The 25449-nt window shown below is 73.7% G+C and carries 21 protein-coding genes; 8 read left to right on the top strand and 13 right to left on the bottom strand.

Going from position 1 to position 25449, the window contains the following annotated elements; genetic code table 11:
• Positions 1 to 10: 10 nt before the first annotated feature.
• Positions 11 to 1855: an asparagine synthase (glutamine-hydrolyzing) gene (asnB, locus tag Mco01_RS17405; protein ID WP_204057924.1), complete on the bottom strand. Its 1845-nt coding sequence runs from the start codon at positions 1853 to 1855 to the stop codon at positions 11 to 13.
• Between the two features lie 149 nt (positions 1856 to 2004).
• Here asnB and Mco01_RS17400 point away from each other — a divergent pair, with 149 nt between their 5' ends.
• Entirely contained in the window at positions 2005 to 2244 is a 240-nt protein-coding gene (locus Mco01_RS17400) for an exodeoxyribonuclease VII small subunit (RefSeq protein ID WP_036332331.1), read from the top strand.
• 67 nt (positions 2245 to 2311) lie between these two features.
• Here Mco01_RS17400 and Mco01_RS17395 read toward each other — a convergent pair whose 3' ends face one another.
• Complete coding sequence (locus Mco01_RS17395) at positions 2312 to 2854, bottom strand: DUF4245 domain-containing protein (RefSeq protein WP_204057923.1); 543 nt, start codon at positions 2852 to 2854, stop codon at positions 2312 to 2314.
• A gap of 131 nt (positions 2855 to 2985) precedes the next feature.
• Entirely contained in the window at positions 2986 to 3579 is a 594-nt protein-coding gene (locus Mco01_RS17390; RefSeq protein WP_204057922.1) for a TetR/AcrR family transcriptional regulator, read from the bottom strand.
• Positions 3580 to 3728: 149 nt separating this feature from the next.
• On the opposite strand from Mco01_RS17390, the gene glpX reads away from it, so the two are divergent.
• Positions 3729 to 4757, top strand: coding sequence for a class II fructose-bisphosphatase (gene glpX / locus Mco01_RS17385; RefSeq protein ID WP_204057921.1), 1029 nt, complete (start codon positions 3729 to 3731; stop codon positions 4755 to 4757).
• A gap of 66 nt (positions 4758 to 4823) precedes the next feature.
• Here the strand turns inward: glpX and Mco01_RS17380 are convergent, their stop codons facing one another.
• A complete protein-coding gene (locus tag Mco01_RS17380; protein WP_239103688.1) occupies positions 4824 to 5471 on the bottom strand; it encodes a DUF1707 SHOCT-like domain-containing protein in 648 nt (215 codons plus the stop codon).
• 205 nt (positions 5472 to 5676) lie between these two features.
• On the opposite strand from Mco01_RS17380, the gene Mco01_RS17375 reads away from it, so the two are divergent.
• Complete coding sequence (locus tag Mco01_RS17375) at positions 5677 to 8097, top strand: ATP-binding protein (RefSeq protein ID WP_239103687.1); 2421 nt, start codon at positions 5677 to 5679, stop codon at positions 8095 to 8097.
• Here Mco01_RS17375 and Mco01_RS17370 read toward each other — a convergent pair.
• On the bottom strand, positions 7991 to 8884 hold the full coding sequence (locus Mco01_RS17370) for a sensor histidine kinase (protein WP_204057920.1): 894 nt from the start codon (positions 8882 to 8884) through the stop codon (positions 7991 to 7993). The two genes, Mco01_RS17375 and Mco01_RS17370, sit on opposite strands and share 107 nt — an antisense overlap.
• 290 nt (positions 8885 to 9174) lie before the next feature.
• Here Mco01_RS17370 and Mco01_RS17365 point away from each other — a divergent pair, with 290 nt between their 5' ends.
• A complete protein-coding gene (locus Mco01_RS17365; RefSeq protein ID WP_204057919.1) occupies positions 9175 to 10380 on the top strand; it encodes an MFS transporter in 1206 nt (401 codons plus the stop codon).
• A gap of 25 nt (positions 10381 to 10405) precedes the next feature.
• On the opposite strand, the gene iolD is transcribed toward Mco01_RS17365, so the two are convergent.
• From iolD to pdxR, 7 genes are all read right to left on the bottom strand, one after another.
• A complete protein-coding gene (gene iolD / locus Mco01_RS17360; protein WP_204057918.1) occupies positions 10406 to 12256 on the bottom strand; it encodes a 3D-(3,5/4)-trihydroxycyclohexane-1,2-dione acylhydrolase (decyclizing) in 1851 nt (616 codons plus the stop codon).
• The gene (gene iolB / locus Mco01_RS17355) at positions 12256 to 13077 is read right to left on the bottom strand and encodes a 5-deoxy-glucuronate isomerase (protein WP_204057917.1); all 822 of its coding nucleotides are present in this window, start codon (positions 13075 to 13077) and stop codon (positions 12256 to 12258) included. Before iolB ends, iolD begins: the two co-directional genes overlap by 1 nt.
• Positions 13074 to 13961, bottom strand: a complete 888-nt coding sequence (locus Mco01_RS17350) for a class I fructose-bisphosphate aldolase (RefSeq protein WP_204057916.1) — start codon at positions 13959 to 13961, stop codon at positions 13074 to 13076. Before Mco01_RS17350 ends, iolB begins: the two co-directional genes overlap by 4 nt.
• The gene (gene iolC, locus Mco01_RS17345) at positions 13954 to 14898 is read right to left on the bottom strand and encodes a 5-dehydro-2-deoxygluconokinase (RefSeq protein WP_036332344.1); all 945 of its coding nucleotides are present in this window, start codon (positions 14896 to 14898) and stop codon (positions 13954 to 13956) included. Before iolC ends, Mco01_RS17350 begins: the two co-directional genes overlap by 8 nt.
• Positions 14895 to 15758, bottom strand: coding sequence for a TIM barrel protein (locus Mco01_RS17340; RefSeq protein WP_204057915.1), 864 nt, complete (start codon positions 15756 to 15758; stop codon positions 14895 to 14897). Before Mco01_RS17340 ends, iolC begins: the two co-directional genes overlap by 4 nt.
• Positions 15755 to 16741, bottom strand: coding sequence for a Gfo/Idh/MocA family protein (locus Mco01_RS17335; protein ID WP_204057914.1), 987 nt, complete (start codon positions 16739 to 16741; stop codon positions 15755 to 15757). The genes Mco01_RS17340 and Mco01_RS17335 overlap by 4 nt, the downstream gene beginning before the upstream one ends.
• A 67-nt stretch (positions 16742 to 16808) precedes the next feature.
• Entirely contained in the window at positions 16809 to 18293 is a 1485-nt protein-coding gene (pdxR, locus tag Mco01_RS17330; protein ID WP_204057913.1) for a MocR-like pyridoxine biosynthesis transcription factor PdxR, read from the bottom strand.
• A gap of 67 nt (positions 18294 to 18360) precedes the next feature.
• Between pdxR and Mco01_RS17325 the strand changes: the two genes are divergently transcribed.
• Positions 18361 to 19332 (top strand): DMT family transporter, encoded by a 972-nt coding sequence (locus Mco01_RS17325; RefSeq protein ID WP_204057912.1) that lies wholly within the window; start codon positions 18361 to 18363, stop codon positions 19330 to 19332.
• On the opposite strand, the gene Mco01_RS39800 is transcribed toward Mco01_RS17325, so the two are convergent.
• Positions 19277 to 19402, bottom strand: coding sequence for a hypothetical protein (locus Mco01_RS39800; RefSeq protein ID WP_275410516.1), 126 nt, complete (start codon positions 19400 to 19402; stop codon positions 19277 to 19279). The two genes, Mco01_RS17325 and Mco01_RS39800, sit on opposite strands and share 56 nt — an antisense overlap.
• 183 nt (positions 19403 to 19585) lie before the next feature.
• On the opposite strand from Mco01_RS39800, the gene Mco01_RS17320 reads away from it, so the two are divergent.
• The 3 genes from Mco01_RS17320 (at position 19586) to Mco01_RS39135 (ending at position 25437) form a co-directional block, all read left to right on the top strand.
• The gene (locus Mco01_RS17320; protein ID WP_204057911.1) at positions 19586 to 21238 is read left to right on the top strand and encodes a fumarate hydratase; all 1653 of its coding nucleotides are present in this window, start codon (positions 19586 to 19588) and stop codon (positions 21236 to 21238) included.
• Positions 21239 to 21337: 99 nt separating this feature from the next.
• Complete coding sequence (locus Mco01_RS17315; RefSeq protein WP_239103686.1) at positions 21338 to 22618, top strand: serine/threonine-protein kinase; 1281 nt, start codon at positions 21338 to 21340, stop codon at positions 22616 to 22618.
• Positions 22619 to 22659: 41 nt separating this feature from the next.
• Complete coding sequence (locus Mco01_RS39135) at positions 22660 to 25437, top strand: serine/threonine-protein kinase (RefSeq protein WP_239103685.1); 2778 nt, start codon at positions 22660 to 22662, stop codon at positions 25435 to 25437.
• The last annotated feature ends 12 nt before the right edge of the window (positions 25438 to 25449 follow it).

Below are 25449 nucleotides of genomic sequence, written 5' to 3'. Positions count from 1 at the left end.
GGCGCGGCGATCAGATGGAGACGCGGGCGCCGTAGTTCTCCAGCCAGGCGTTGAGCTGGAGCAGGCCCTCCAGCGAGGTCCGGGCGCCCTGGAAGCTCACGGCGCCGATGGGCTGGTCGAGCATGTCCCGCACCTTGCCCGCGTCCACGAGGGCGGCCGCGGCGAAGTCGCCGCCGTCCAGCAGCCGGGTCACCTCCCCCCGCAGTGCCCGCTCGTACGCCGGGTCCTGCGTGGAGGGGTAGGGCACCTTGCGCCGTTCGACGACTGAGCGCGGCAGCACGTCGGCCGCGGCGGCGCGCAGCAGGCTCTTCTCGTGGCCGTCGAACGTCTTCATGGCCCACGGGGCGTTGAAGACGTACTCGACCAGGCGGTGGTCGCAGAACGGCACGCGGACCTCGAGGCCGACGGCCATGCTCATCCGGTCCTTCCGGTCGAGCAGGATCTGGACGAACCGGGTGAGGTGGAGGTAGCTGATCTCCCTCATCCGCCGTTCCAGCCCGGTCTCGCCCGGCAGGCGCGGCACCTCGGCGAGCGCCCGCTGGTAGCTGTCGGCGCGGTACGCCGGGATGTCCAGCTTGCGCAGCAGGTGCTCCTCCAGGAACTCGCCGCGCGTCGTCAGGCCGGTGACGCCGGGGACGGCGAGCCACGGGAAGGTGTCGCCGTGGACGGCCTCCGGGTCGTGGAACCAGCGGTAGCCGCCGAAGACCTCGTCCGCCGACTCGCCCGACAGCGCCACCGTGGAGTGCCTGCGGATGGCCTTGAACAGCAGGTAGAGCGAGGTGTCCATGTCGCCGATGCCGAGCGGCAGGTCGCGGGCCCGCAGGACGGCCCGCCGGACGCCCGCGTCCATCAGGTCGGCCGAGTCGAGCACGATGTCCGTGTGCTCGGACCCCACGTGGCGGACCACGTCGTGGACGTAGGGGGTGTCGGGCGTGTCGCGGGTGTCGTCGGGCTGGAAGTTCTCGGCGTAGCCGGCGAAGTCCACCGAGAACGACCGGACCCTGCCCTGGCCCTCCAGGGCGCGGGCGGCGAGCGCGGTGACGGCGCTGGAGTCGAGGCCGCCGGACAGCAGCGTGCACAGCGGCACGTCGGAGATGAGCTGCCGGGCCACGATGTCGTCGAGCAGGTCGCGGATCGTCCGCACGGTCGTGCCCAGGTCGTCCGTGTGCTCGTGGGACTCCAGCTTCCAGTAGCGGCGCTTGCTCAGGCCCTCGCGGCGCACCTTCACGATCTGGCCGGGACGGACCTCGTACATGCCGCGGAAGACGGCGTTCTCCGGTGTCTTGACGAACGAGAGGATCTCGCGGAGGCCGTCGGCGTCGACGACGCGCTCGACGAGCGGGTTGGCCAGGATGGCCTTGGGCTCGGAGCCGAACAGGACGCCGTTCGAGGTCGGGTGGTAGTACAGGGGCTTGATGCCCATCCGGTCGCGGACGAGGAGGAGCTCCTCGGTGCGGGCGTCCCAGATGCCGAAGGCGTACATGCCGTTGAGCCGGTCGGCGAAGTCCTCGCCCCACTCCAGGTACGCCTCGAGGACGACCTCGGTGTCGCTCTGCGTGCGGAACCGGTGTCCCCGCTGGGTGAGCTCCGCCCTGAGCTCGCGGAAGTTGTAGACCTCGCCGCTGTAGGTGAGCGCGGCGACGAGGCGGCCGTCGGCCTCCGCGAGCATCGGCTGGCGTCCGCCCTCGATGTCGATGATGGCCAGCCGGCGGTGGCCGAACGCGACGTTCCGGTCGATCCACGTGCCCTCGGCGTCCGGTCCGCGGCACGCCATCGTGTCGGTCATGGCCTGCACGGTCCCCCGCTCCTGCCAGAGGTCGCGTCCGTAGTCCACCCAGCCGGTTATGCCGCACATAGAGATGACCCCCCGGTTCATCTGTCGGTCATGGGATTGGTACGTGGTTAAAACGTTCAAATCACTACTTATATGCCCAAAACGGACAGGTGTCGTCGACATCACGCCGATGGACGCGACTGTCGGGGGCGACCTCTAGGGTGGGGGTCGTGGCTGAGGAGAAGCAGGCGCCGTCGTACGAGCAGGCTCGCGAGGAGCTGACCGAGGTGGTCCGGCGGCTGGAGACCGGCGGGCTCACGCTGGAGCAGTCGATCGAGCTGTGGGAGCGGGGCGAGCGGCTGGCCGCCGTCTGCGAGGAGTGGCTGCAGGGCGCCCGGGCCAAGCTGGCGGCCGCGATGGCCCAGCGTCAGGAGCCCCAGGCGGCCGGCTCCGACGAGGCCCCCTTCTGAGAGACGACTCCCCGTCGCGCGATCGAGGCATGCGGGCCCCCGAGGTCAGGCGGAGGTCAGGCGGAGGTCAGCCGGAGGGCGTGGCGGCGGGCTTGGCCTGCGGGGACAGGCTGGCCGCGAGCGCGCTGAGCTCGTCCCAGCCGGCGGTGCCGGTGACGACGACCGTGTGGTCGGGGAGGACCCGCACCAGCGACCGCTGGTTCTTGTCGGGGCGGACGCGCTCCTGCCAGGTGACCGCGCCGATCCGGAGGCTGCCACTGGCCGTCTCGGTGTTGGCCATGCGGTTCGCGAACGCGCCCGGCGGCCGCTCGTCGCTCTGCGCCACCATCGCGTGCTCCCGCTTCGCGGTGGCGAAGCCGAGCCGCCACGTCACCCCGCCGTCCTGGGTCAGCGTCGAGCTGTTCGGCACCCAGTCGGCCGGCACCTGGCGCGGGGCGACGACCTCGTACGGCGCGCTGCGCGCGGCGTTGACCTGGTCGATCGAGTAGTCCACCCGCGGGATGTGCTCTGTGCGGTCCTGCGGGGTGACGAGCAGGAAGAGCCCCACACCGGCGAGGACCACGAACAGCGCGAACGCGTAGCCGAGAAAGCCCTGGGTGAACCGACTCACGATCATGAGACTACCGGCCGGAAGGGCCGGTCCCCGACTCGGCCTCCACCGCCTGTGGACAACGTACGGCGCGGCGAGCGCGGCCGGCCTCGGCTCAGGGGGTCGTCGGCGGCCGGGGTGGAAAGGCGCCGTCAGGTCCGGTGGATCCGGCCGATGATGGCGAGCGCCTCCTCGGCCATGCGGCGGGCGGCCTCGGGGTCGTCCGAGAGCGTCACCTCCTGGACGACGGCCGCGAGGGCGCCGGTGACCACGACGACCAGGGCGTCCTCGTGCTCGAAAAGGGCCGCGGTCCGCCTGGCCCACTGCCGCAGCCGGTCCCGCATGATGACCTCGAAGCCGGGGGGCGCGTCACCGCGCAGGAACAGCGCCGCGAGATCGCGTTCGGCGAGGCATCCGTCCAGGTAGGCGCGGGCGGCGGCGAGGAACTGCGGCATCGGGTCGGTCTCGCCGGCGGCCCGCGCGTCCTGGACGGCCTGCCGGGTCCGCTGGGTCTGCCGCTTCTGGAACTCCTCGAAGAGGGTGAGGTAGAGGTCGGCCTTGCCGGAGAAGTGATGGTAGAGGCTGCCGACACTGGCGCCGGCCCGCGCCACGACCTCCGTGACGCCCGCCTCGGCGAATCCGCTCGTGACGAAGGTCTCCTTCGCCGCGTCGAGGAGCGCCCCACGCGTGGCCGCGCCGCGGTCCGACGTGCGCGCTGTAACCGTTCGCTCGGTGTCGCTGCTCATGCCGCGACGATATCCCCGGCCTGCCCGTCCTGGGGCGTCACGGGCCAAATGGGCCCCCACCAGCGGGGACAGGTACAGACCAATCGGACAAGAAGCGCCCGGACAACTACGATCAGTGAGGAACGGGAACCTTCCAGCTAAGGGGATCGATGTCTGATCACGTGCCGGCCGCGCTGGCCACGGGGGAACACGCGCCCGACCGGAATCTGGCTCTCGAGCTCGTGAGGGTGACGGAGGCGGCGGCGATGGCCGCGGCCCGCTGGGTGGGCCGCGGCGACAAGAACGGGGCGGACGGCGCGGCCGTCAACGCCATGCGCCAGCTGATCAACACCGTCTCCATGCAGGGAGTGGTGGTGATCGGCGAGGGCGAGAAGGACAACGCGCCGATGCTGTACAACGGCGAGGAGGTCGGCGACGGCACCGGTCCGGAGTGCGACGTGGCCGTGGACCCGATCGACGGCACCCGTCTGTGCGCGCTTGGCATGAACAACGCGGTGTCGGTGATCGCGGTGAGCGAGCGGGGCTCGATGTACGACCCGTCGGCGGTCTTCTACATGGAGAAGCTGGTGACCGGCCGGCAGGCCGCCGAGCACGTGAACATCGACGCCCCGGTCGCGGACAACATCAGGGCCGTGGCCAGGGCCAAGGGCGCCAAGCCGTCCGACGTGACGGTGGTCATCCTCGACCGGCCCCGGCACGAGCGGATCGTGAAGGAGATCAGGGAGACCGGCGCCCGGATCCGGTTCATCACGGACGGCGACGTGGCCGGCGCGATCATGGCGGCCCGCCCCGGCACCGGCGTGGATCTGATGCTCGGCATCGGCGGCACGCCGGAGGGCATCGTCGCGGCCTGCGCGATGAAGTGCATGGACGGCGTCATCCAGGGCAGGCTCTGGCCCCGCGACGAGGACGAGCGCGCCCGCGCGCTCGACGCCGGGCTCGACCTCGGCCGGGTGCTCACCACCGACGACCTCGTCCGCTCCGACGACGTGTTCTTCGCCGCCACGGGGATCACCGACGGCGAGCTCATGTACGGCGTGCGCTTCCAGGGCGGCGCGGCCGTCACGCACTCGCTGGTCATGCGGGGTCGTTCCGGGACCATCCGGAAGATCGAGAGCGAGCACCAGCTCTGGAAGCTCGGCGCCTACAGCGCGATCAACTTCGACACCGCCGTCTGAGCCCAACCGCCGTCCGAGCCCAACCGCCGTGTAAGCCCGCCGCCGGGAAAGCCCCGGACCCGGGGATCAGCCGCGGCGGAACAGTCCACGCCGCGGCCGCTTCGGCGACCGGGCGACGACCTTGCCGCCGACCACGAACCCGGCCAGCTCGATCACGGGCGCGTCCGGCGCGTGGCCGGTCGCGCCCGGCGGGAGCCGCACCTCGTTCCTGACGGTGCGGACCCGGGCGGAGGGCGCCGTGACGATGCGGACGCCCTCGGGGACGACGAGCGTGACCGTGCCGGCCATGACGGCGAGCTGGACGACCACCCGGCGCGACTGGAGCAGCGCCTCGCACAGGTCCATCGTGACCTTGCCGCCCAGCGAGGTGACGGGCACCTGGGACGGCACCACCCACCGGCCCGTACGGCTCTCGGACCGGAAGAAGGCGGTCACCGGCCGGTTGTCGACACGGAACGGCTGGCTCTCCGGGGGCAGCAGGTCGGCCGTGAGCGCGGCCAGCTCGCCCAGCGTCCGGGCGGCGCACGCCTGGTCGACGCGCTCCTCGTGTTCGAGCGGGGTGAGCCGTCCGTCCGTGACCGCCTCGGCGAGGACGGCGAGCACGCGCTCCCGGTCGGCGTCGGACGCCCGGAGCAGCGACGGATCGGTGCCGTCCTGGACCCGCGGCGTGAGGAATGCGGAGATCCACTTGTTCGCTGACGACTCGCTGCTCACACATCGAGAGTAAGCGCTGAACGGTGTTCGCGCCGCCCGCCCGGACGGGCGGTTCCCCGGCCCCGGCCGCGGGTCACGCCCGGAACGCGCCGACCCCGGCCCCGTACGGTCCCGCACGAGGGCGGGCACTCGCCGGCGGGACGCGGCCGCCGGACCAAGGTCGCCAGGTTTGACCTGGCGCTTCGTCTCCGCCTAGCGTGGAAATGTGGCCATTCCGGCGGCGCTGGTCCGTCAGATCGGCAACCTTCCGGCCGACCTGACCAGCTTCGTGGGCCGCAGGCGTGAGCTGGCCGAGATCCGCCGGTTGCTGTCGGTCTCGCGTCTGGTGACCCTCACGGGAGTGGGCGGCGTCGGCAAGACCCGGCTCGCGCTGCGGGCGGCCGCCGAGCAGCACCGGGCGTTCGACGCCGTCTGGCTGGTGGACCTGACCGCCCTCGACGACCCGGCCCTGGTGGCCGAGACGGTCGCGGCCACCCTGGGGGTGCAGTCCGAGATCAACCCGGTCGACGCGCTGGCCAGGGTGCTCACCGGGCAGCGGACCCTGCTCGTCCTCGACAACTGCGAGCACCTGCGCGATGCCTGCGCGTCGTTCGCGAACCGCCTCCTGCGGGGTGTGCCCGACCTGCGCATCCTGGCGACCAGCCGGCAGTCCCTCGGGATCATCGGCGAGCACCAGATGCGGGTGGCGCCGCTCGCGCTGCCCGAGCCCGGCCGGCCGCTCACGGGCAGGGCGCTGGAGCTGTACGACGGGGTGTGCCTCTTCGTGGAGCGGGCGTCCGCCGTGGTGCCCGGCTTCCGCCTCACCCCGGACACCACGGCGGACGTGGTCGAGCTGTGCCGGCGGCTGGACGGGATCCCCCTGGCGATCGAGCTCGCGGCGGTCCGGCTGCGGGCGCTGTCGGTCGGCACGCTGGTCGAGCGCCTCACCGACCGGTACGCCTGCCTGACGAGCGGGAGCCGTACGGTCGCGCCGCGCCAGCGGACCCTGCACGCGCTGGTCGACTGGAGCTACCAGCTGCTGTCGCCGCCGGAGCGGACGCTGTGGAGCCGCATGTCGGTCTTCCCCGGCCACTTCGACCTCGAGGCCGTGGAGGACGTCTGCGTCTGCGGCGACGTGGAGCCGGAGGACGTCCTCGACCTGATCGACGCGCTGCTGGACAAGTCGCTGCTGCTGCGCGAGGAGCATCACGGCGAGGTCCGCTACCGCATGCTGGAGACGCTGCGGGAGTTCGGCCGGCTGCGGCTCGACGGCCCCGACGAGCGGCGGTCGCTGGCGCGCCGCCACCGCGACCATTATCTGGCACTGCTGGAGCGGGCGGCCGGCGAGTGGTTCGGCCCGGCCCAGGCCGGGTGGTTCGCCCGGCTGCGGCTGGAGCAGGCGCACCTGCGCGGCGCCCTGGAGTTCTGCCTGCACGAGCGGGGCGAGGCCGACGTGGGGCTGCTCATGGCGGCCCTGCTGTACGAGACCTACTGGCTGCCCAACGCGTTCTACAGCGAGGGACGCCACTGGTTCGACCTGCTGCTGAAGTCGGCCCCGGAGCCCACCGCCGTACGGGCCGAGGCGCTGTGCGCGGACGCGCAGCTGGCGTTCATGCAGGGCGACACCGCCGTGGCCGAGCTTCTCGTCGGCGAGGGCCTCGCGCTGGCGGAGAAGCTGGGCCACGCGAAGGGCCTGGCCCTGGGCTCGCTGGTCTCCGGCATCGCCGCCCACCAGCACGGCGACTACGCGCGGGCGGCCGTCCTGCTGGAGGAGGCCGTGGCCGGGCACACCGCGGCCGGGGACGGTCTGGCCGCCCTCGTCGGCCTGCTGACGCTCGCGGCCACGGCAGGCAGCCTCGGCGAGGAGGACCGGGAGCGGCGGCTGTTCGAGCGGAGCCTAGCCCTTGCCGAAAGCGGCGGGGACAGCTGGATCAGGTCCTGGGTGCTGACGGTGGTCGCCGTCCACGCCTGGCAGCGCGGGGACGCGGAGAGGGCGACGGGCCTGGCCAGGGAGAGCCTGGTGGTCGGCCGGGACTTCGACGACCGGCTCGCGCTCGCCACCACCTTCGAGGTGCTCGGCTGGATCTTCGAGACCGGGCGCCGCGACGCCTCCGCGGCACGCATGCTCGGCGTGGCCGAGGAGCTGTGCCGGGCGGCGGGGGTGTCGACGCAGCGGGTGGCGAGCTATTCGCAGTCCCACGAACGGTGCGTGATCGCCCTGCGCGAGAGGATGGGCGAGCGGGCCTTCGACCGGGCCCTGCGGCAGGGCGAGCGCCTGACGCTCGACGACGCCGTCGCCGAGGCGCTCGGATCGCGGCCGGACGAGGCGCCGGGCGCGGAGCCGGACGAGAGGCTCGGGGAGGATCGCCCGGGGCGTGGGGAGCGGGCCGGGCCCGAGCCGTCGCCGCTGACCGGGCGGGAGCGGGAGATCGCGGAACTGATCTCCCAGGGTTTCAGCAACAAGGAGATCTCCTCCGCGCTGGTGATCGCGCAGCGCACCACCGAGGGCCACGTCGAGCACATCCTGACAAAGCTCGGCTTCAGCTCCCGCACGCAGATCGCGGCATGGGTGACCGCGCGGAAGGCCGCCGGGGGGCACAGGCGGGATCACGACGACATCCCGCGGCGGCCTCGCCGCGCTCGGTGAAGCGGCCGCGCGCCGCGACACCGGGCGGAGGCGTGGGACCCTGCCCGGACGACGCGGCGCGCGACCTGATCACCGGGGCCCTCCGTGCGAACGAGACGACGACCTCGCCGGAGGGCGCGAGGGGAAGGCTGACGACGAAGCGGCTCCCGGGCTCGGCGTCCTGGACGGCGATGCGGCCTCCGTGGGCCTCGGCGACCTCCCGGGCGATGGCGAGCCCGAGTCCGGGGCCGCCGTTGCTCCTGCTCCTGGCCGCGTCCCTGCGGTAGAACCGGTCGAAGACCCGCTCGCGCTCCGCCTCGGGGATCGCCTCCCCGTCGTTCGTGACCGCGAGCACGGCCCGCTCGCCCTCCCTGCGCACCTCGACGTGGACGGAGGTGGCGGCGTGCCGTTCGGCGTTGTCGAGCAGGCACGTCACCATGCGGGACAGCAGCGGCCGCAGCCCTCCGACGATCACCCTCGAGGTGAGGTGGAGCCGGGTCGGGCGGCGGCCGGGCCGGCGGCCCAGCTCCGCGGCGACGAGCTGACCGAGATCGATCTCCTCGCTCTCGGCCAGGGTCGCGGCGCCGATCCCGGCGAGCAGCAGGAGGTCGGCGACGATCGCCTCCAGCCTGCTGGTGGCCCGCAGTGCCCCCTCGATCGCCTCGGACACGTCGTCCGGGTAGAGACGGGCGACCTCCAGTTGCGCGCGTATGCCGGCGATGGGCGTGAGCAGCTCATGGGACGCGTCCGCGGCGAACTGCCGCTGATGCCCGAGCGCGCGCTCGGCGACACGCTCGGCGTGTTCCATCCGTTTCACTATGCTGTTCATCGGCGCTTCCTAGTGCACGGCGAGAAGTGGACGCCGGCCCGTTCCCCTCACTGCCGAGGGACCCCGGCGCCTGAATACCAGCCTCCGTGGCGGGCCTTCTCGCCAAAACGGGGAAAACCGTGGGGCCCTACCTGACCGGCGCACATACGTAGTCACCCGCCGCGGGGTCCCGCATCCCGTCGCCCGCCGTGCGCGCACCCATTGACCTCGGGGGTGCCGCCTCCTAGTCTGACGCGAAATTGAACCCTCCTCATGTTTTGGAGGCCGCGGTGCCCATTCCTCGCGACCGGCAGGCGCGGCTCGCCACCTTCGCCGTGTTCTTCGTGCAGGGCCTCACGTTCGCCACGCTGCTGTCCCAGGTCGCGGCGCTGCAGAAGAAGCACGGCCTGTCCGACGACGAGCTCACCGTCCTGCTGCTGGTCGTGCCCGTGATCGCGGGTGTGGGGAGCGTGCTCGCGGGGACGCTCGCCTCGCGGTTCGGCAGCCGCCGGGTGCTGCGGCTGGTGCAGCCGCTCGCCTGCGCGGCCGTCGTCCTGGCCGGTCTCGCCCCGAACGTGCCGTCCCTGGTGGCGTCCAACGTGCTGTTCGGCCTCGCCCTGGGCGGGGTCGACGCGGGCATGAACATGCAGGGGGTCGCGGTCGAGCGCCGGTACGGACGGCCGGTGTTGACCGGGTTCCACGCGCTGTGGAGCGCCGCCGCCGTGATCGGCGCCCTGTGGGCGTCCACGGCCGCCGGGCTGGGGCTCGCCCTGCCCACGACGTTCGTGATCGCGCTGGTTCCGGCCGTCGTCATCTCGCTGGCCGCCTCCGCCGGTCTCTACCGGCCGGTCGAGGAGCACGTCGGCGAGGAGGACGGCGCCGCGACGGCCTCCGCCGCCGCGGCTCCGCGGTTCCCGTGGCGGCCGATCATCCCGCTGTGCCTCGCCATGGCGTTCCTGTACGTGGGGGACTCGTCGATCTCCAACTACGGGTCCGTCTTCATGGACAAGATCATGCACGGCTCTCCGGCGGTCGTGCCGCTGGCGCTGGGGGCCTACCAGGCCACCACGTTCCTCATCCGGGTGGGCGGCGACTTCGCGGTCCGCCGGTACGGCCCGGCCGCGATCGTCCGCGCCGGGGGCGCCGTCGCCACGCTGGGCTTCGTCGCGATCGTCGCCGCCCCCGGCGTGCCCCTGGCCATCGCCGGCTTCGCCCTGACGGGGGTGGGCCTGTCCGTGGTCGCCCCGCAGTCGTTCTCCGCGGCGGGGCGGCTCGACCCCGCGGGCACCGGCGTCGCCATCGCTCGGGTCAACATGTTCAACTATGTCGGGTTCGTTCTCGGCGCCGCCCTGGTCGGCGTGATCGCCGGAACGTCCACGTACCGGGTGGCGTTCGCGGCGCCGCTCGTACTCTCCGCCGTGATCATCCTGCTCGCCCGGGGCTTCGAGCCCCGTACGGCTTCCGCCTCGGCCTCCCCCGCCCCCGCGGCGCCCTGAGCCGCCCGCGACGAGGCCGGGGCGGTCAGAGGTACGGCCGCTGGGCCCGCTTGGCCTCCTCGTAGCGCTCGCGGATCTCCGGCACGCCCTCCTCGGCCACCGGCACGTCCCACCAGGCGCCTGAGTCGGGCGCCCCGCCGGGCACGGTCTCCACGTACACGACCGTCGTCCGGGTGGCCTCGACGGCCTTGGCGAGGGCGGCGCGCAGCGAGCCGGGGCCGGTCGCCCGGAGCACGTCGGCGCCGAGGCTGGCCGCGTTCGCCGCGAGGTCCACCGGCAGCCTGTCCCCGTCGAGGTCGCCGGAGCCGCCGCGCAGCCGGTAGGCCGTGCCGAGCCGCCGCGCCCCGACCGCCTCCGACAGGTTGCCGATCGAGGCGAACCCCTGGTTGTCCACCAGGACGATCGTGAGCTTCACGCCCTCCTGGACGGCGGTCGCGATCTCCTGGGCCATCATGAGGTACGACCCGTCGCCGACCAGCACGAACACCTCGCGCTCCGGCGCCGCGAGCTTCACGCCGAGACCGCCTGCGATCTCGTAGCCCATGCAGGAGTAGCCGTACTCCACGTGGTAGGCCTCGGGGTCGGGCGCCCGCCACAGCTTGTGCAGGTCGCCCGGCATCGACCCGGCGGCGTTGACCACGACCGAGCCGCCGGCGGCCGCGAGGGCGGCCTCGTTGACGATCCCCAGCACGACCGGCTGGGTGAGGGCCTCCCCGGCGTACGCCCCGGTCACCACGCCCCGCCAGTCGCCGGCCAGCCGGGCGGCCCGCTCTGTCCAGTCGTCGTCAGCCCGCCACCGCTCCCGCAGGGCCTCCTCCAGCGCCTCGATCGCCGCCCGCGCGTCGGCCACGACCGGGACGGCCGCGTGCTTGTACGCGTCGAAGGCCGCCACGTTGACGTTGACGAACGCGTCGGCCGCCCCGAAGAGGGTCCGGGAGGCGGTGGTGAAGTCGCTGTACCGCGTGCCGATCCCGATCACCAGGTCGGCCTCCCGCGCGAGCGCGTTGGCGGCCGCCGTCCCCGTGTGCCCGACGGCCCCCACGGCCAGGGGATGGTCGTGCGGCAGGGCGCCCTTGCCGGCCTGGGTCTCCCCCACCGGGACGCCGTACCGCTCGGCGAAGCCGCGCAACTCCTCCCAGGCCTCGCTGTACCTGACCCCGCCGCCCGCGACGATCAGCGGCCGCCGCGACCGCTCGATCGCCCGGACGGCCCGGGCGAGCGCGGCCGGCTCGGGCACCGGGCGGCCGATGTGCCAGACCCGCTCGGCGAACAGCTCTTCCGGCCAGTCGTACGCCTCGGTCTGGACGTCCTGCGGCAGAGCCAGCGTCACCGCGCCGGTGTCGGCCGGGTCGGTGAGCACGCGCATCGCGGCCAGCAGCGCCGACGGGAGCTGCTCGGGCCGGTTGATCCGGTCCCAGAAGCGGCTGACCGGCTTCAGGCAGTCGTTGACGCTGGCGTCGTACGACCGGGGGTCCTCCAGCTCCTGCAGGACCGGCGAGGCGACCCTGGTGGCGAAGATGTCGCCGGGCAGCAGCAGCACCGGCAGCCGGTTGATCGTGGCGAGCGCCGCCCCGGTGACCATGTTGGTCGCGCCGGGCCCGATCGAGCTCGTGCAGGCGAACGCGGACAGCCGGTTGGCCTGGCGGGCGTACCCGACCGCCGTGTGGACCATCGCCTGCTCGTTGCGGGCGAGGTAGTACGGCAGGGCGGACCCGGTGCCCGCCCCCTCGGACGCCAGGGCCTGCCCGATCCCGGCGACGTTCCCGTGCCCGAAGATGCCCAGGCAGCCCTGGACGAGCCGGCGCTCCACGCCGTCGCGCTCGGTCCGCTGCCGGGACAGGAAGCGCACCAGCGCCTGTGCCACCGTGAGCCGCATCAGTTCTCACCTCGCCCGAACGGGACCCTGGGGTCGATCGGCTGGCCACTCCACGACGACCGGATCCACGCGTGCCGGGGGTCGTCGCAGAAGGCCATGGTCCGCTTCTCGGCCGGACCGGCCAGCACGTTGAGGTAGTAGAGGTCGTAGCCGGGGGCGGCCATCGACGGGCCGTGGTAGCCGCGCGGCACCAGCACCACGTCTCCGGCCGCCACCTCGGCCAGCACGTCGTGCCCGCCGTACACCCGCTGGTAGCCGGGGCCGCCCTCGAAGTAGTAGATCTCCTCAAGCACGGCCTCGCCCTCGCGGAGCGTGTCGTGCTTGTGCGGAGGGTACGACGACCAGTTGCCGCCGGGCGTGAGGACCTCGACGGCGACCAGCCTGTCGCAGTCGAACGCCTCCGGCGAGCAGAAGTTGTTCACCTGCCGGGTCGACTGCCCCGCCCCCCGGATCTCCACCGGCACGTCGGCGGCCGGGCCGTACCGGACCGGCAGGCGCCGCGTCGCCCGGGCGGCCGGCAGTGCGACCCGCCCCCGCCCGGACAGCCGCACGGACGTCCGGATGGGCAGGTAGGCGAAATCGGACGGCCCGTGGAACACCGACTCCCGCCCGTGGAGCGTCATCCGCAGCCCGTCGGCCACCACCTCGCACGAGCCGGACAGCGGCAGGACCAGCATCTCCTCCGTGCCGGTGGCGAACTCGACCGGCTCGTCATCGAGGTCCGCGATCCGCAGGCCGCAGTACGTCCAGGCGGCCGACTCGGGGGTGACCTGGACGGCCCAGGGGCCGGCCGCGGCCGTCCCGAACGGGATGTGGCTCATCGCCCCGCCCCTTCCAGCAGCCCGGCGACCGTGTCGACGGCGGCCGCCACGTCGTCGCCCGGCGGGTACAGCAGGGCCCGGCCCACGACCAGCCCGCGCACCCCGGGAAGGCGCAGCGCCTTGCCCCACGAGGCGTAGACCTCCTCGGGCGCCCCGCTCGGGTCGCCCCCGAGCAGCAGCGTCGGCAGCGTGGTCGCCTCCATCACCCGCTCCATGTCGTCGATGACGGGGATCTTCAGCCAGGTGCGGGCCGAGGAGGCCCCGAGGGCCTGGCCCACGTGGATGGCGTGGATCATGGCGTCGGCCGACAGGTCGTGGGTCACCGCCCCGCCGGACCTGCGGGACCAGAACGGCTCGACCATGGCGGTCAGCCCGTGCCTGGCCAGCTCGGTGACGGCGCGGGCGCAGCTTTCCAGCGTCCCGGCCGTCCGGTCGTCCTCCAGCCCGATCCGGCACAGCATCTTTCCGCCGTCGAGCCGCATCGCGACGATCGCCTCGGTGTCGTACGCCGTGAACCGGTCGTCGAACTCGAACACCGCCCCCTGGACGCCGCCCCGGTTCATCGAGCCGATCACGACCTTGTCGTGCAGCGCCCCGAGCAGCAGCAGGTCCTCCATCACGTCGGGCGTGGCGAGCACCCCGTCGACGCCGGGCCGCGACAGGGCGACCAGGAGCCGGTCGAGCATGTCGACCCGGCTCGCCATGGCCATCGGCCGCCCGGACACGCCGAGCGCGCCGCGCGCCGGGTGGTCGGCCGCGATGATCATGAGCTGGTCGCGGTCCTCGAGCAGCGGCCTGCGCCGCCGCTCGGCCGCCGCCTCCGCGATGCGCTCGGGATGGCGGGCGCGGTCGTTCAGCAGCCGCCGGTAGTCCTCGTCACGCATGCGCGTCCCCCGCCAGCATCGCCTCGACCTCCTCGGTGGTGGGCATCGCCGGGGCGCAGGCGAGCCGCCCGGCCACGATCGCGCCCGCGGCGTTGGCGAAGCGCAGCGTCCGCTCCAGCGGCCAGCCGGCCAGCAGCGCGTGGCACAGCGCGCCGCCGAACGCGTCGCCCGCGCCCAGGCCGTTCACGACCTCGACCTGCTGGGGGGGCACGGTCACGGTCTCGTCCCTCGTCATGCCCAGCACGCCGTTCGAGCCCTGCTTCACGACCGCCAGGTCGAGCCCGGCGTCCAGCAGGGCCTTCCCCGCGTCGTACGGCTCCCGCGTCCCGGTGGCGACCTCCACCTCGTCGAGGTTCCCCACGGCGACGGTCACGTGCTCCAGGGCCCGCCGTACGAGGGCGGGGGCGTCGGCGGGGTCGGGCCACAGCATGGGCCGGTAGTCGAGGTCGAGGACGGTGAGCGGGCGGCGGCCGCGGGCCCGCCACGCCGCGAAGTGGGCCGACCTAGACGGCTCCTGGGACAGCCCGGTGACCGTCGCCCAGAACAGGCCCGCCCCTGCGACCGCGGGCAGGTCCAGCTCCTCCGGACGGATCTCCAGGTCGGGAGCCTTGGGGTAGCGGTAGAAGAAGATCGGGAAGTCCTCGGGCGGCCGTATCTCGCAGAACGTCACGGGGGTCGGCAGGCCCTCGACGGCCGTCACGTAGCGGTCGTCCACGCGGTAGGAGGCCAGCGCGTCGTGCAGGAACTCCCCGAACGGATCGGCGCCGGTCCGCGTGATCACCGCCGCCGAACGCCCGTGCCTGGCCGCGGCCACGGCCACGTTGGCCGGGCTGCCGCCGAGATACTTGCCGAACGTCTCGACCTCCCGGAGCGACACCCCCACCTGCAGGGGGTAGACGTCCACCCCGATCCGGCCGATCGTCAGCACCTCGGTCATGTGAGGCCCTCGAGGAAGTCCATGCCGGCTCTCACGTCGCGGATCGGCCCCTCCCCCGGCTCGGGGTCGCGGTCGAGGACGACGTCCTGCTCCATGACATACCACCCGTCGTACCCGGCCATGCCGAGGCCGCGGACGACGGCCGCCACGTCCACGTCCCCGGTCCCGAGCGGCCGGTAGATCCCCTTCGCCACGGCCTCGGTGTAGGTCAGCCTGCCGTCCCCGACCTGCCCGGCCAGCCCGGCGTCCACGTCCTTGAGGTGGACGTGCGCCACCCGCTCCGGGGCCTCCCGCACGACGTCCAGCGGGTCGGTGCCGCCGATCAGCAGGTGTCCGGTGTCGAGGCACAGCGGCACGGCGCAGCCGTCGAGCACCCGCCGCACCTCCTCGCGGGTCTCGACCATGGTGCCCACGTGGGGGTGCAGGGTGATGAGCGGGCCGCCGGCGTCGGCCGCCTCCTTGAGCACGCGGTCGAGGGCGCCGAGCAGGGCCTCCCAGCCGGCCGGGCCGAGGACCGGCCGCTCGTCGTAGCCGTCGAGACCGGTGGCCGCGGCCAGGACCATCACCTCGATCCCGCCCTCGCGGAAGGACTCCAGCCGCGGCCGCAGCCCGGCGAGCGGGTCCCGTGCGGGGTCGTGCAGGACGACGGGGACGAACCCGCCCACGGCCCGCATTCCGTACCCGCCGAGCAGCGCGCGCCGCTCCTCGGGATCGGGCGGTAGGAAACCGTCCGGGCCCAGCTCGGTGGCGGTCAGCCCGAGGTCGCGCATCTCCGCGAGGACGCGGTCGCGGCCGAGCTGGTGTCCCCAGCCGGGGACCTCGCACACGCCCCACGAGATGGGCGCTCCGGCGATCTTCACTTCGTCACCTCCGTGAGGCGGACCGCCCGGCCCTCCCTGCGGGAGAGGTCGGCGGCCTCGGCGATGTAGAGGGCGGCCAGCGCGTCGTCCACGGTGCAGGGGCTCTCTCGCTCGCCCCGCGCCGCCTCCAGGAAGGCGGCCATCTCCCGGACGTACGCCGGCTCGAAACGGGCCTGGAAGTCCGGCCACGGCTCACCGCCGGCGCCGGGCCCGTCGGCCGAATGCAGCGGGACGCGGGCGTCGAGGCCCACGGCCCAGGTCGCGCGGCTGCCGGCCAGCTCCATCCGCACGTCGTAGCCGTTGCCGTTGTAGCGGGAGCCCTGCAGGGTCACCAGCGTGCCGTCGTCCATGGTCAGCAGGGCGGCGCTGTTGTCGACGTCGCCGGCCTCGGCGAAGAACGCCTCACCCCGGTTGGCACCCGTGGCGTACACGCTGTCGGCCTCCCGGCCGGTCACCCAGCGGAGGATGTCGAAGTCGTGGATGTGGCAGTCGCGGAAGATCCCGCCGGACAGCGGGATGTACCCGGGGGCCGGCGGCCGGGGGTCCGCGGTGATCAGGTGGACGCGGTCGAGGCGGCCGATCTCACCGGCGCGCAGCGCCGAGCGGGCGGCCGCGTAGCCCGCGTCGAACCGCCGCTGGAACCCGATGTGGACCACGCTCCCGGCCCGCTCGGCCGCCTCGCGCACCTCCAGGGTCTCCCGGGGGGTCGGCGCGGCCGGCTTCTCGCAGAAGACCGGCAGCCTCCGCCGGCAGGCCTCGACCAGCAGCGCGGCGTGCGTGGAGGTCGGAGTCGCGATCACCAAGGCGTCGGCCTCGAAGGGGTCGCCCACCGCGACGCCGAGGCGCCCGGCGACCTCCTCGGCGCGCCCGCCGTCCGCGTCGCCGACGACCAGGCCGTCCACCAGGCCCTCGCGGGCGAGCCCCGCCAGCGTCGCCGCGTGGAAGGCGCCTATCCGGCCGAGACCCAGCACACCGACACGCACGACGCCCTCCTGGACTCCACGACTACGGCACGGCTCCTTAAGTTGTAGGTGCGGGGCGAGCAAAGAGTCAATACTTTGTCCTGACATTCTGACGATCTATCATGGACGCCAGCTCCCGGACGGCCTGGGCGATCCGGCGGGCGGGAAGACGGGCGAAGCCGATGACGAGTGCCGCCCGTCCGGCTCGGGGACGGGCGCGATCGGCACCGTCGGGCGGGGGTGCGGTCCCGAGCACAGGTGCCACCGGCTCCGCGGCCAGCCCGGCCGCCTGCGCGGCCATGACCAGGGCGTTCACGTCGGGCCCCGGGACGTACTCGGCGTAGAGGTGGAGCCCGGCCGAGATGCCGTGCGCCTCGATCCAGGGCAGGTGCTCGGCCAGCGCGAGGACGAGCGCGTCCCTGCGGTCGCGGTACTCCCGGCGCATCCGGCGCAGGTGCCGGTCGTGCCCTCCGGTCCTGATCAGGTGGGCCAGGGCGTACTGGTCGATCACCGGGGACCCGAGGTCGAACTCTCCACGGGCCCGCCGCACGTCGGCCGCCAGGGCACGCGGCGCGACGACCCAGCCGAGCCTCAGGCCGGGGGCGAGCGCCTTGCTCACGCTGCCGGACAGCAGCACGCGGCCGGGGGCGAGGCCCTGGAGGCAGCCGACCGGGTCGCGGTCGAAGCGGAACTCGGCGTCGTAGTCGTCCTCCAGCACGAACGCGCCGGTGTCCGCCGCCCAGGCGATCAGCTCGGCCCGGCGGCGCGGCGACAGCACGACGCCCGTCGGGTACTGGTGGGCCGGGGTCACGAGCACCGCCTCCGCCCGGGTCCGCGCGAGCGCCGCGACCACGATGCCCTCGCGGTCGACCGGCACGGGCACCACCTCGGCACCGGCCCTCTGGAGCAGCGGAAGCTGGCGCACGCTGGTCGGGTCCTCCACCGCCAGGACGAGCCGCCGCCCCCGGGCCGCCGACAGCGTGTGGACGGCCAGGCTGAGCCCCTGCGCGACGCCCGTGACGACCACGATGTCCTCGGGCCGGGCCGCGGCCGCCCGTACCCTGCCGAGGTAGGCGGCCAGCTCCGCGCGCAGGTCGGGCACGCCGCCGGGGTCGCCGTAGTCGAGCGCGTCGTTCGGCAGCGCCGTCAGCACGTGGCGGACCGCCGCGAGCCACGCCTGCCGGGGGAAGGCGCCCAGGTCTGGCGAGGTGGGCCGGTGCCCGTAGTACGGCCCGCAGGGCTCCTGCCGCTCGCCGTCCGGCTCGGCGTCCGGCTCGGCGTCCACCTCGGCCTCCGGCGGAGACGGGGGCTCGGCCGGGGCGCGGGGCGCGACGGCGGCCACGCGGGTGCCGGCGCCGGTCCTGGCCTCCAGGAAGCCCTCGGCCACGAGCTGCTCGTACGCCTCGACCACGACGCCCCGCGAGACCCCGAGATCACGGGCCAGGTCGCGGCTGGCGGGCAGCCTGCTGCCCGGGGCGAGCCGCCCGGAGCGGATCGCCTCCCTGAGCTCACGGGCGATCTGCGCGGCGAGCCCGCCGCCGGTCCGGTCGATCACGAGGTGGAGGTCCGCCATTGGACCACGATACGTGCACCGGATTGGACCGGTTCCGGGAACCAATGGCTTCCTACGATCTCATCGCATGACGACAGACACCCTCACCTCACCACCCGTGGCCGGACGGCCGAGCCATGTCGCGGGGGCCGCGACGGCCATGTTCCTGGTCGGGACGCTGGCGGCGGTCTCCGGCGTGATCACGGACTACCCCCTCTACGGCGGCCAGGCCGTCCGGTACGCGGCCGCCGCCGTGATCCTGTCCGTCGTGGCCCGCGCCGCGGACCGCGGCCGGCCCCCCGTACGGCTCGGCGCGCGCGGATGGACGCTGCTCGCCGCGCTGTCGCTGACCGGGCTCGTGATCTTCAACGTGTGCGTGATCGAAGGGACGCGCGCCTCGGGGCCGTCCCTGGTGGGGATCGTGCTCGGGACCGTGCCGCTCGCCCTCGCCGTCCTCGGTCCGCTGACCTCGGGCGGCACAAGAAGGGCGCCCTCCGCGCGCCTCGTGGCCGCCGCGCTGGTGGTCGTGGCCGGGGCCACGCTCGCCACCGGGCTCGGCAGCGGCAACCTGGCCGGGCTCGCCTGGTCGCTCGGCGCGCTGGCCTGCGAGGTGTGCTTCTCGCTGCTCGCGCTGCCGCTGCTTCCGGCGCTCGGGCCGATCCGGCTGTCGGCAAGGGCCGCGGCGGTGGCGGTGCCGTTCCTGCTCGCCATGGGTGCCGTGACGGACGGGACGGGGATGCTGCGCGCGCCGACCGCCGCCGAGGCGCTCAGCCTGGGCTACGTGACCGTTGTGGTGACCGTGGTGGCGTTCTTCCTCTGGTACCGGTCGCTGCCGCGGCTCGGCCCCGACCGGGCGGGGCTGTTCGCCGGGATGATCCCCGTGGGCGCGATGGCCACGGCCGCCGTCCTGGGACGCGGCGTCCCGTCCGCCGCCGACGTCGCCGGGGCGGTGATCGTCATCGCCGGGATCCTGCTCGGCCTGTCCGCGCCCCCGGCGCGCGCCGCTAGCGGGACCACCACCGGATCTCGTCGTCGCGCACCTGACGCAGCACGATCATGACCAGCGAGATCGCCAGGGCGACGAAGATGGCCACACCGAAGAAGATCATCACCAGGACTCCGCCATCCATGAGTCCTCCTCCATATGCCGCTCGCCCTAATCCTCCCTCTTTGTGGGCATATGCGGTTATAAATCCCGTCTAAATGGGTGAAAGGGGGAGGGACCGGTATCGCACCCGGAGAGCCGTACGCTTTGGGAGGACCGCGGAGCGGGCCAGCTGACCATGAGGCAGACGCACGAAGGACCGAGGACGATGCCGGAGTTCGACTACACCGACCTGCTGCCGCTGGGGGCGGACGAGACCGAGTACCGCCTGATCACCTCCGAGGGGGTGCGCGTGGTCGAGGCGGCCGGGCGGCGGTTCCTGGAGGTCGACCCGGAGGCCCTGCGGCTGCTGACCGAGACGGCGATCCGCGACATCTCCCACTACCTGCGCTCCTCCCACCTCGCCCAGCTCCGCAAGATCGTCGAAGACCCGGAGTCGAGCGGCAACGACCGATTCGTCGCCCTCGACCTGCTGAAGAACGCGAGCATCTCGGCCGGCGGCGTGCTGCCGATGTGCCAGGACACCGGCACGGCCATCGTCATGGGCAAGCGCGGGCGGCACGTGCTGACCGACGGGCGCGACGCCGAGCACGTCAGCCGGGGCGTGTACGACGCCTACACGCGGCTCAACCTGCGCTACTCGCAGATGGCCCCGCTGACCATGTGGGACGAGAAGAACACCGGCTCCAACCTGCCGGCGCAGATCGAGCTGTACGCCGAGGACCCCAACGGCCACCCGGACGAGTACAAGTTCCTGTTCATGGCCAAGGGCGGCGGCTCGGCCAACAAGTCGTTCCTCTACCAGGAGACCAAGGCCGTCCTGAACGAGAAGCGGATGCTCGCCTTCCTGGAGGAGAAGATCCGCTCGCTCGGCACGGCCGCCTGCCCGCCGTACCATCTGGCGGTCGTGGTGGGCGGCACCAGCGCCGAGTTCGCGCTGAAGACGGCCAAGTACGCCTCGGCCCGCTACCTCGACTCGATTCCCACCGAGGGCTCCACGAGCGGCCACGGCTTCCGTGACCTGGAGATGGAGAAGAAGGTCTTCGAGCTGACCCAGAGGCTCGGGATCGGCGCGCAGTTCGGCGGCAAGTACTTCTGCCACGACGTGCGGGTGATCCGGCTGCCCCGGCACGGCGCCTCGTGCCCGGTGGCCATCGCCGTCAGCTGCAGCGCCGACCGGCAGGCCCTGGCGAAGATCACCCCCGAGGGCGTCTTCCTGGAGCGGCTGGAGACCGACCCGGCGCGGTTCCTGCCCGACACCACCGACGAGCACCTGTCCGGCGACGTGGTGAGCGTGGACCTCAACCGGCCGATGCGGGAGATCCTCGCCGAGCTCACGAAGTACCCGGTCAAGACCCGGCTCTCGCTCACCGGGCCGCTCGTCGTGGCCCGCGACATCGCCCACGCGAAGATCGCCGAGCTGCTCGACGACGGCGGCGAGATGCCGCAGTACCTCAAGGACCACGCGGTCTACTACGCCGGGCCCGCCAAGACGCCCGAGGGGTACGCCTCCGGCTCGTTCGGGCCGACCACGGCCGGCCGCATGGACTCCTACGTCGAACGCTTCCAGGCCGCCGGGGGCTCGATGGTCATGCTGGCCAAGGGCAACCGGTCCAAGCAGGTGACCGAGGCGTGCCAGACGCACGGCGGCTTCTACCTCGGCTCCATCGGCGGCCCGGCCGCCCGCCTCGCCCAGGACTGCATCAAGAAGGTCGAGGTGCTGGAGTACCCCGAGCTCGGCATGGAGGCCGTCTGGAAGATCGAGGTGGTGGACTTCCCGGCGTTCATCGTCGTCGACGACAAGGGGAACGACTTCTTCCAGGACACCACCGGCCCCGTCCTTACCATTGGCCGCCGCTGAACCTGCGTCCGGGTTGTCAGGAGATTTGACAGAAGATCTCAACAATTTCCCGGCATGGTCTCTACAGGTCGCTCGACACAAATCGGTAAGCTGCCACCCATGCGTGCGCCGTCCGGATACCTGCTAGCCGCGCGCTACCGGCTTGTGGAGCCGGTCGGCCGCGGCGGGATGGGCACCGTTTGGCGCGCCCGCGACGAGCTTCTCGACCGCTACGTGGCTGTCAAGGAGGTGCGCCTCCCCCTGGTCCTCGACGAGGAGCTGCGGGCGGAGCTGTGCGCCAGGACCGAGCGCGAGGGCCGGGCGACCGCCATGGTCGCCCATCCGTCGGTCATCACGGTGTTCGACGTCATCACCGAGGACGAGCGGCCCTGGATCGTGATGGAGCTCCTCAAGGCCCGGTCCCTCGAGGAGCTCATCAAGCAGGAGGGGCCGCTCGAACCCCGCCGGGTGGCCGAGATCGGCCGTCAGGTGCTCGGCGCGCTGCGTGCCGTCCACGCCAAGGGCATCCTCCACCGCGACGTGAAGCCCAGCAACGTGCTGGTGACCGAGGACAGGGCCGTCCTGACCGACTTCGGGCTGGCCGCCCTGGAGGGCGACGTCTCGATCACCCAGGCCGGCATCGTGCTCGGCTCGGCCGGCTACATCGCGCCCGAGCGGGTGCTGGGCGACAAGGCGAGCCCGGCCGCCGACCTCTGGTCGCTCGGCGCGACCCTCTACACCGCCGTCGAGGGACGCGGCCTGCACGGCCGCCGCACGGCCGCCGCCGCGCTGGCGGCGCTGACCAGCGGGGCGCCGATCCCGATGGACAAGGCGGGCCCGCTCGCGCCGGTCCTGCGCGGGCTGCTGCAGATCGACCCCGCCGCCCGGCTCGACGGGGTGCGCGCGGCGCTCTTCCTGGCCCGGATCGCCGCCGGGGGGACCGCGGAGGACGTGCCGCCCGTGCCGCACCGGCCCGCCCGGCCCTCGCCGCCGCCCGTCGTCCCGCTGCCCAGCCGCAAGCCGTCGCACCGGGGCCAGCACCGCGCCGAGTCGCGGCCCACGCCCAAGGTCACCCCGCATCCCCGGGACTCGGGCCCGCACAGCCAGGCGCCGTACGGCATGCAGCACCTGTACGGCCAGGCGGGGCACCCGTACGGGCAGAACGCGTACGGCGGGCCGGTCACCCACTCGGGCCCGCACCGGCAGGTCGGGCACGACATCCGGGCGCCGCGTGAGATGAGCGTGCCCTCGCAGCGGCGGCGGCCAGCCGAGGGACTGCACCGCAAGCCCTCCGAGCCCGCCTTCCACCAGGTCGCCCGCACGCCCGTCATGCGGCGGCTGGCCAAGGTCGTCATGCTGGTGCTCCCCCGGCGCTACTGGCCGAAGTTTTTTCTCAAGTAACAGGAAAGCGACTCTCAACCCAGAATCGCTATCTTCTTCTCATGCCGGAACAGCAACCGCGGCTGCTCGCGGACCGCTACGAGCTGCGCACCCGCATCGGCCGGGGCACGATGGGCACCGTATGGCGGGCCTTCGACCGCTCCCTCGGGCGCGAGGTGGCCGTGAAGGAGATCCGGCATGATCCGTCGCTGAACCCCGCCCAGCGGCGCGAGCTGCGCGAACGCATGGTCCGCGAGGGGCGCATGGCCGCCCGGGTCAGCCATCCCTCGGTCGCCACGATCCACGACGTCGTCGAGTCCGACGGCAGCCCGTGGATCATCATGGAGCTGGTCGAGGGCCGTTCGCTGGAGCAGGTGATCGACGAGGAGGGCCCCCTCCCGCCCCGGCTCGTCGCCGAGATCGGCTGCGAGCTGCTCGGCGCGCTGCGCGCCGCGCACGCCCAGGGCATCCTGCACCGCGACGTGAAGCCCAGCAACGTGCTGGTGACCGAGACCGGCCGGGTGGTGCTGACCGACTTCGGCATCGCCAAGGCCCTGGGCGACAGCGCGCTCACGCAGACCGGCATGGTGATCGGGTCGCCCGGCTACACCGCTCCGGAGCGGGCGCGCGGGGAGCACACGGGCCCCGAGTCCGACCTGTGGTCGCTCGGCGCGACGCTGTACTTCGCGGTCGAGGGGCGTCCCGCGTACGAGCGCGCCACGGTCGGGGAGACCCTCGCGGCGCTCATGACCGAGACGGCCGACCCGCCCACCCAGGCCGGTCCGCTGCGGCCCGTGCTCGAACGGCTGCTGGACAAGGACCACCGGACCCGGCTCACGCCGGAGAAGGCGGCCGCCATGCTGCGGATCGTCGCCGACACCCCTGCGGGCGCGGTCCCCACTGCCGTCCCGGCCGTGGACGCGGCCGCGGCCCCGGCCCGTACGGCACGGGAGGACGGCGACGACCGCGGGGACGACGGCGGGGGCTCCGCGCTGCCGGTGGCCGACCTCGACGAGGACGGCGACGCCTGGCGAGAGGAGGACGCCGACCGCACCATGGTCATCATCCGCCCGAAGGGCGGCCTGCGGATCCCGCCTCCGTCTGCCCGTCCCGGCGTTCCCGGCGGGAAAGCCGCTCCCGGCCGTCCCGCCCCCGGCGGCAGGACCCCGTCCCCTCCCGCGTCCGGGGCGACCGGCGCCGGGCGGAACGGCGCCGCCCCGGAGACCGCCCCCGGGGTGCCGGAAGCCGACGCCGAGTCCGAGGGGACGACGACCGTGCCGGGCCGGCTGCCGTCGAGGCCCGCGAACGGCGACATGACCGGCGACACGACCAACGACGCGGCGGGCGAGACCCGGCGGGTGACCGACCTGCCCGCCGCCCTCCCGCTCGCCGACCGGCCCGCGCCGACGGCCGAACGGGAGCCCGGGCAGGCCGGCGAGCAGGGGGATGCCGGTGACGACGCGGGGTCGTCTCCGGCCGCAGAACCCGGGGCGAAGCCGGAGGCCGGGCCGCGCAGGCGCTCCCTCGGCGCGTTCGGGGACGTCCCGTCGTCCTCCCGTCCCGACGCCGCCGTGCGCGGTGCCGGCGCCTTCGCCGCGGCCCCGCCGGACACGGACGCCCGACCGGCCCCCGCGACAGCAGCCGACCCCGCCGCCGCGGCCCCCGGCCGGACCGCCCTCCAGACCGGGGCCGCAGGCGAGGCCGAGCACGAGGCCGCCGACCGCGGCGCCCCGGAGATCGAGGACGAGGCCGGGGACGGTCCGACCGGCGGCGATCACGACGCCGGAGCAGGGGCCGCCGCCCAACGCGACGGGCGGAACGCTCCGGAGGACCCCGACGAGCCCGGCGACGCCGTCCACGACCACCCCCACGACGCCGACCTCGACGCGGAGCCATGGGACCGTCCCGTACGTGCGCCGCTCACGAGCACGGCGGCCGAGGCCGTCCCCGGCTTCGAGGACGGGTCGGCCGACTCCTCCGTGGACCTGATCCCGGGCCTGCGGGCCGAGGCCGACGTCCGGGCCGCCGCGCTTGCCGGCCCCGAACCGCTCCCCGGCCCCGGTGGCGAGGTGGTCGCGGCCCCGATGCCGGCCGGCGGCTCCCTCCGGCCGTCCCCCCGTCAGGAGGCGGGCAGCCCGGGCGGTCTCGGCACCGACCTGTTCGCCATGCAGACCCCGGCGCCGCCCGACACGGCCGGCCGCGTGCGGGTGCTGGTGCTGATGGGGATCGCGCTCGCTGGCTTCCTCGTGCTCGTCGTCCTCGCGATGGCGGCCTTCGGCGCGGCCGGGACCTCCGCCGCGAACCGGACCGAGCCCGTCGTCAGCGTCAGCCTGCCCGGCATCCCGTCGGCGAGGGCGGCCGCCGGCGCCGGCGCCACCCCGGCCGCGGGCCTGCGCCGCCACCAGGACGCCAAGGGCTTCACGATCGACGTGCCGAGCCCGCTCAAGGCCTCGCTCCGCGGTCAGGACATCGTGTTCCGGGCGTCCGGCGACCCCCGCTACGTCCGGGTGACGGTGGGCACCCGCCCCGCCAAGGACCTCCTGGCGGCGGTCCGGAGCGCGGCGGACCGCGCCACGTACGCGTCGTACACGCTCGTCGCGCTCGGCCGGGTGCAGCCCTCGCCGTACGCGGGGGCGGAGGCCGTGGACTGGGAGTTCACCTACGTCTCGGGCGGCACCCCGATGCACGCCGTCTCGCGCTGGGTGGCGGCGCCGGGCGGCGCGCCGTACGCGATCTACTGGGTGGTCCCGGACGCCGACTGGACGGCGAGGGCGGGCCAGCGGGACGCCGTGCTGGCGTCGTTCACGCCGGGCAGGCGCGATCTCGCCGGGAGTTCTTGATAGGACTGGGTC

Origin of the sequence: Microbispora corallina (assembly GCF_016863035.1) — a bacterium.
Taxonomy (GTDB): Bacteria; Actinomycetota; Actinomycetes; order Streptosporangiales; family Streptosporangiaceae; genus Microbispora; species Microbispora corallina.
This window is presented reverse-complemented; position numbering and strand designations above follow the sequence as displayed.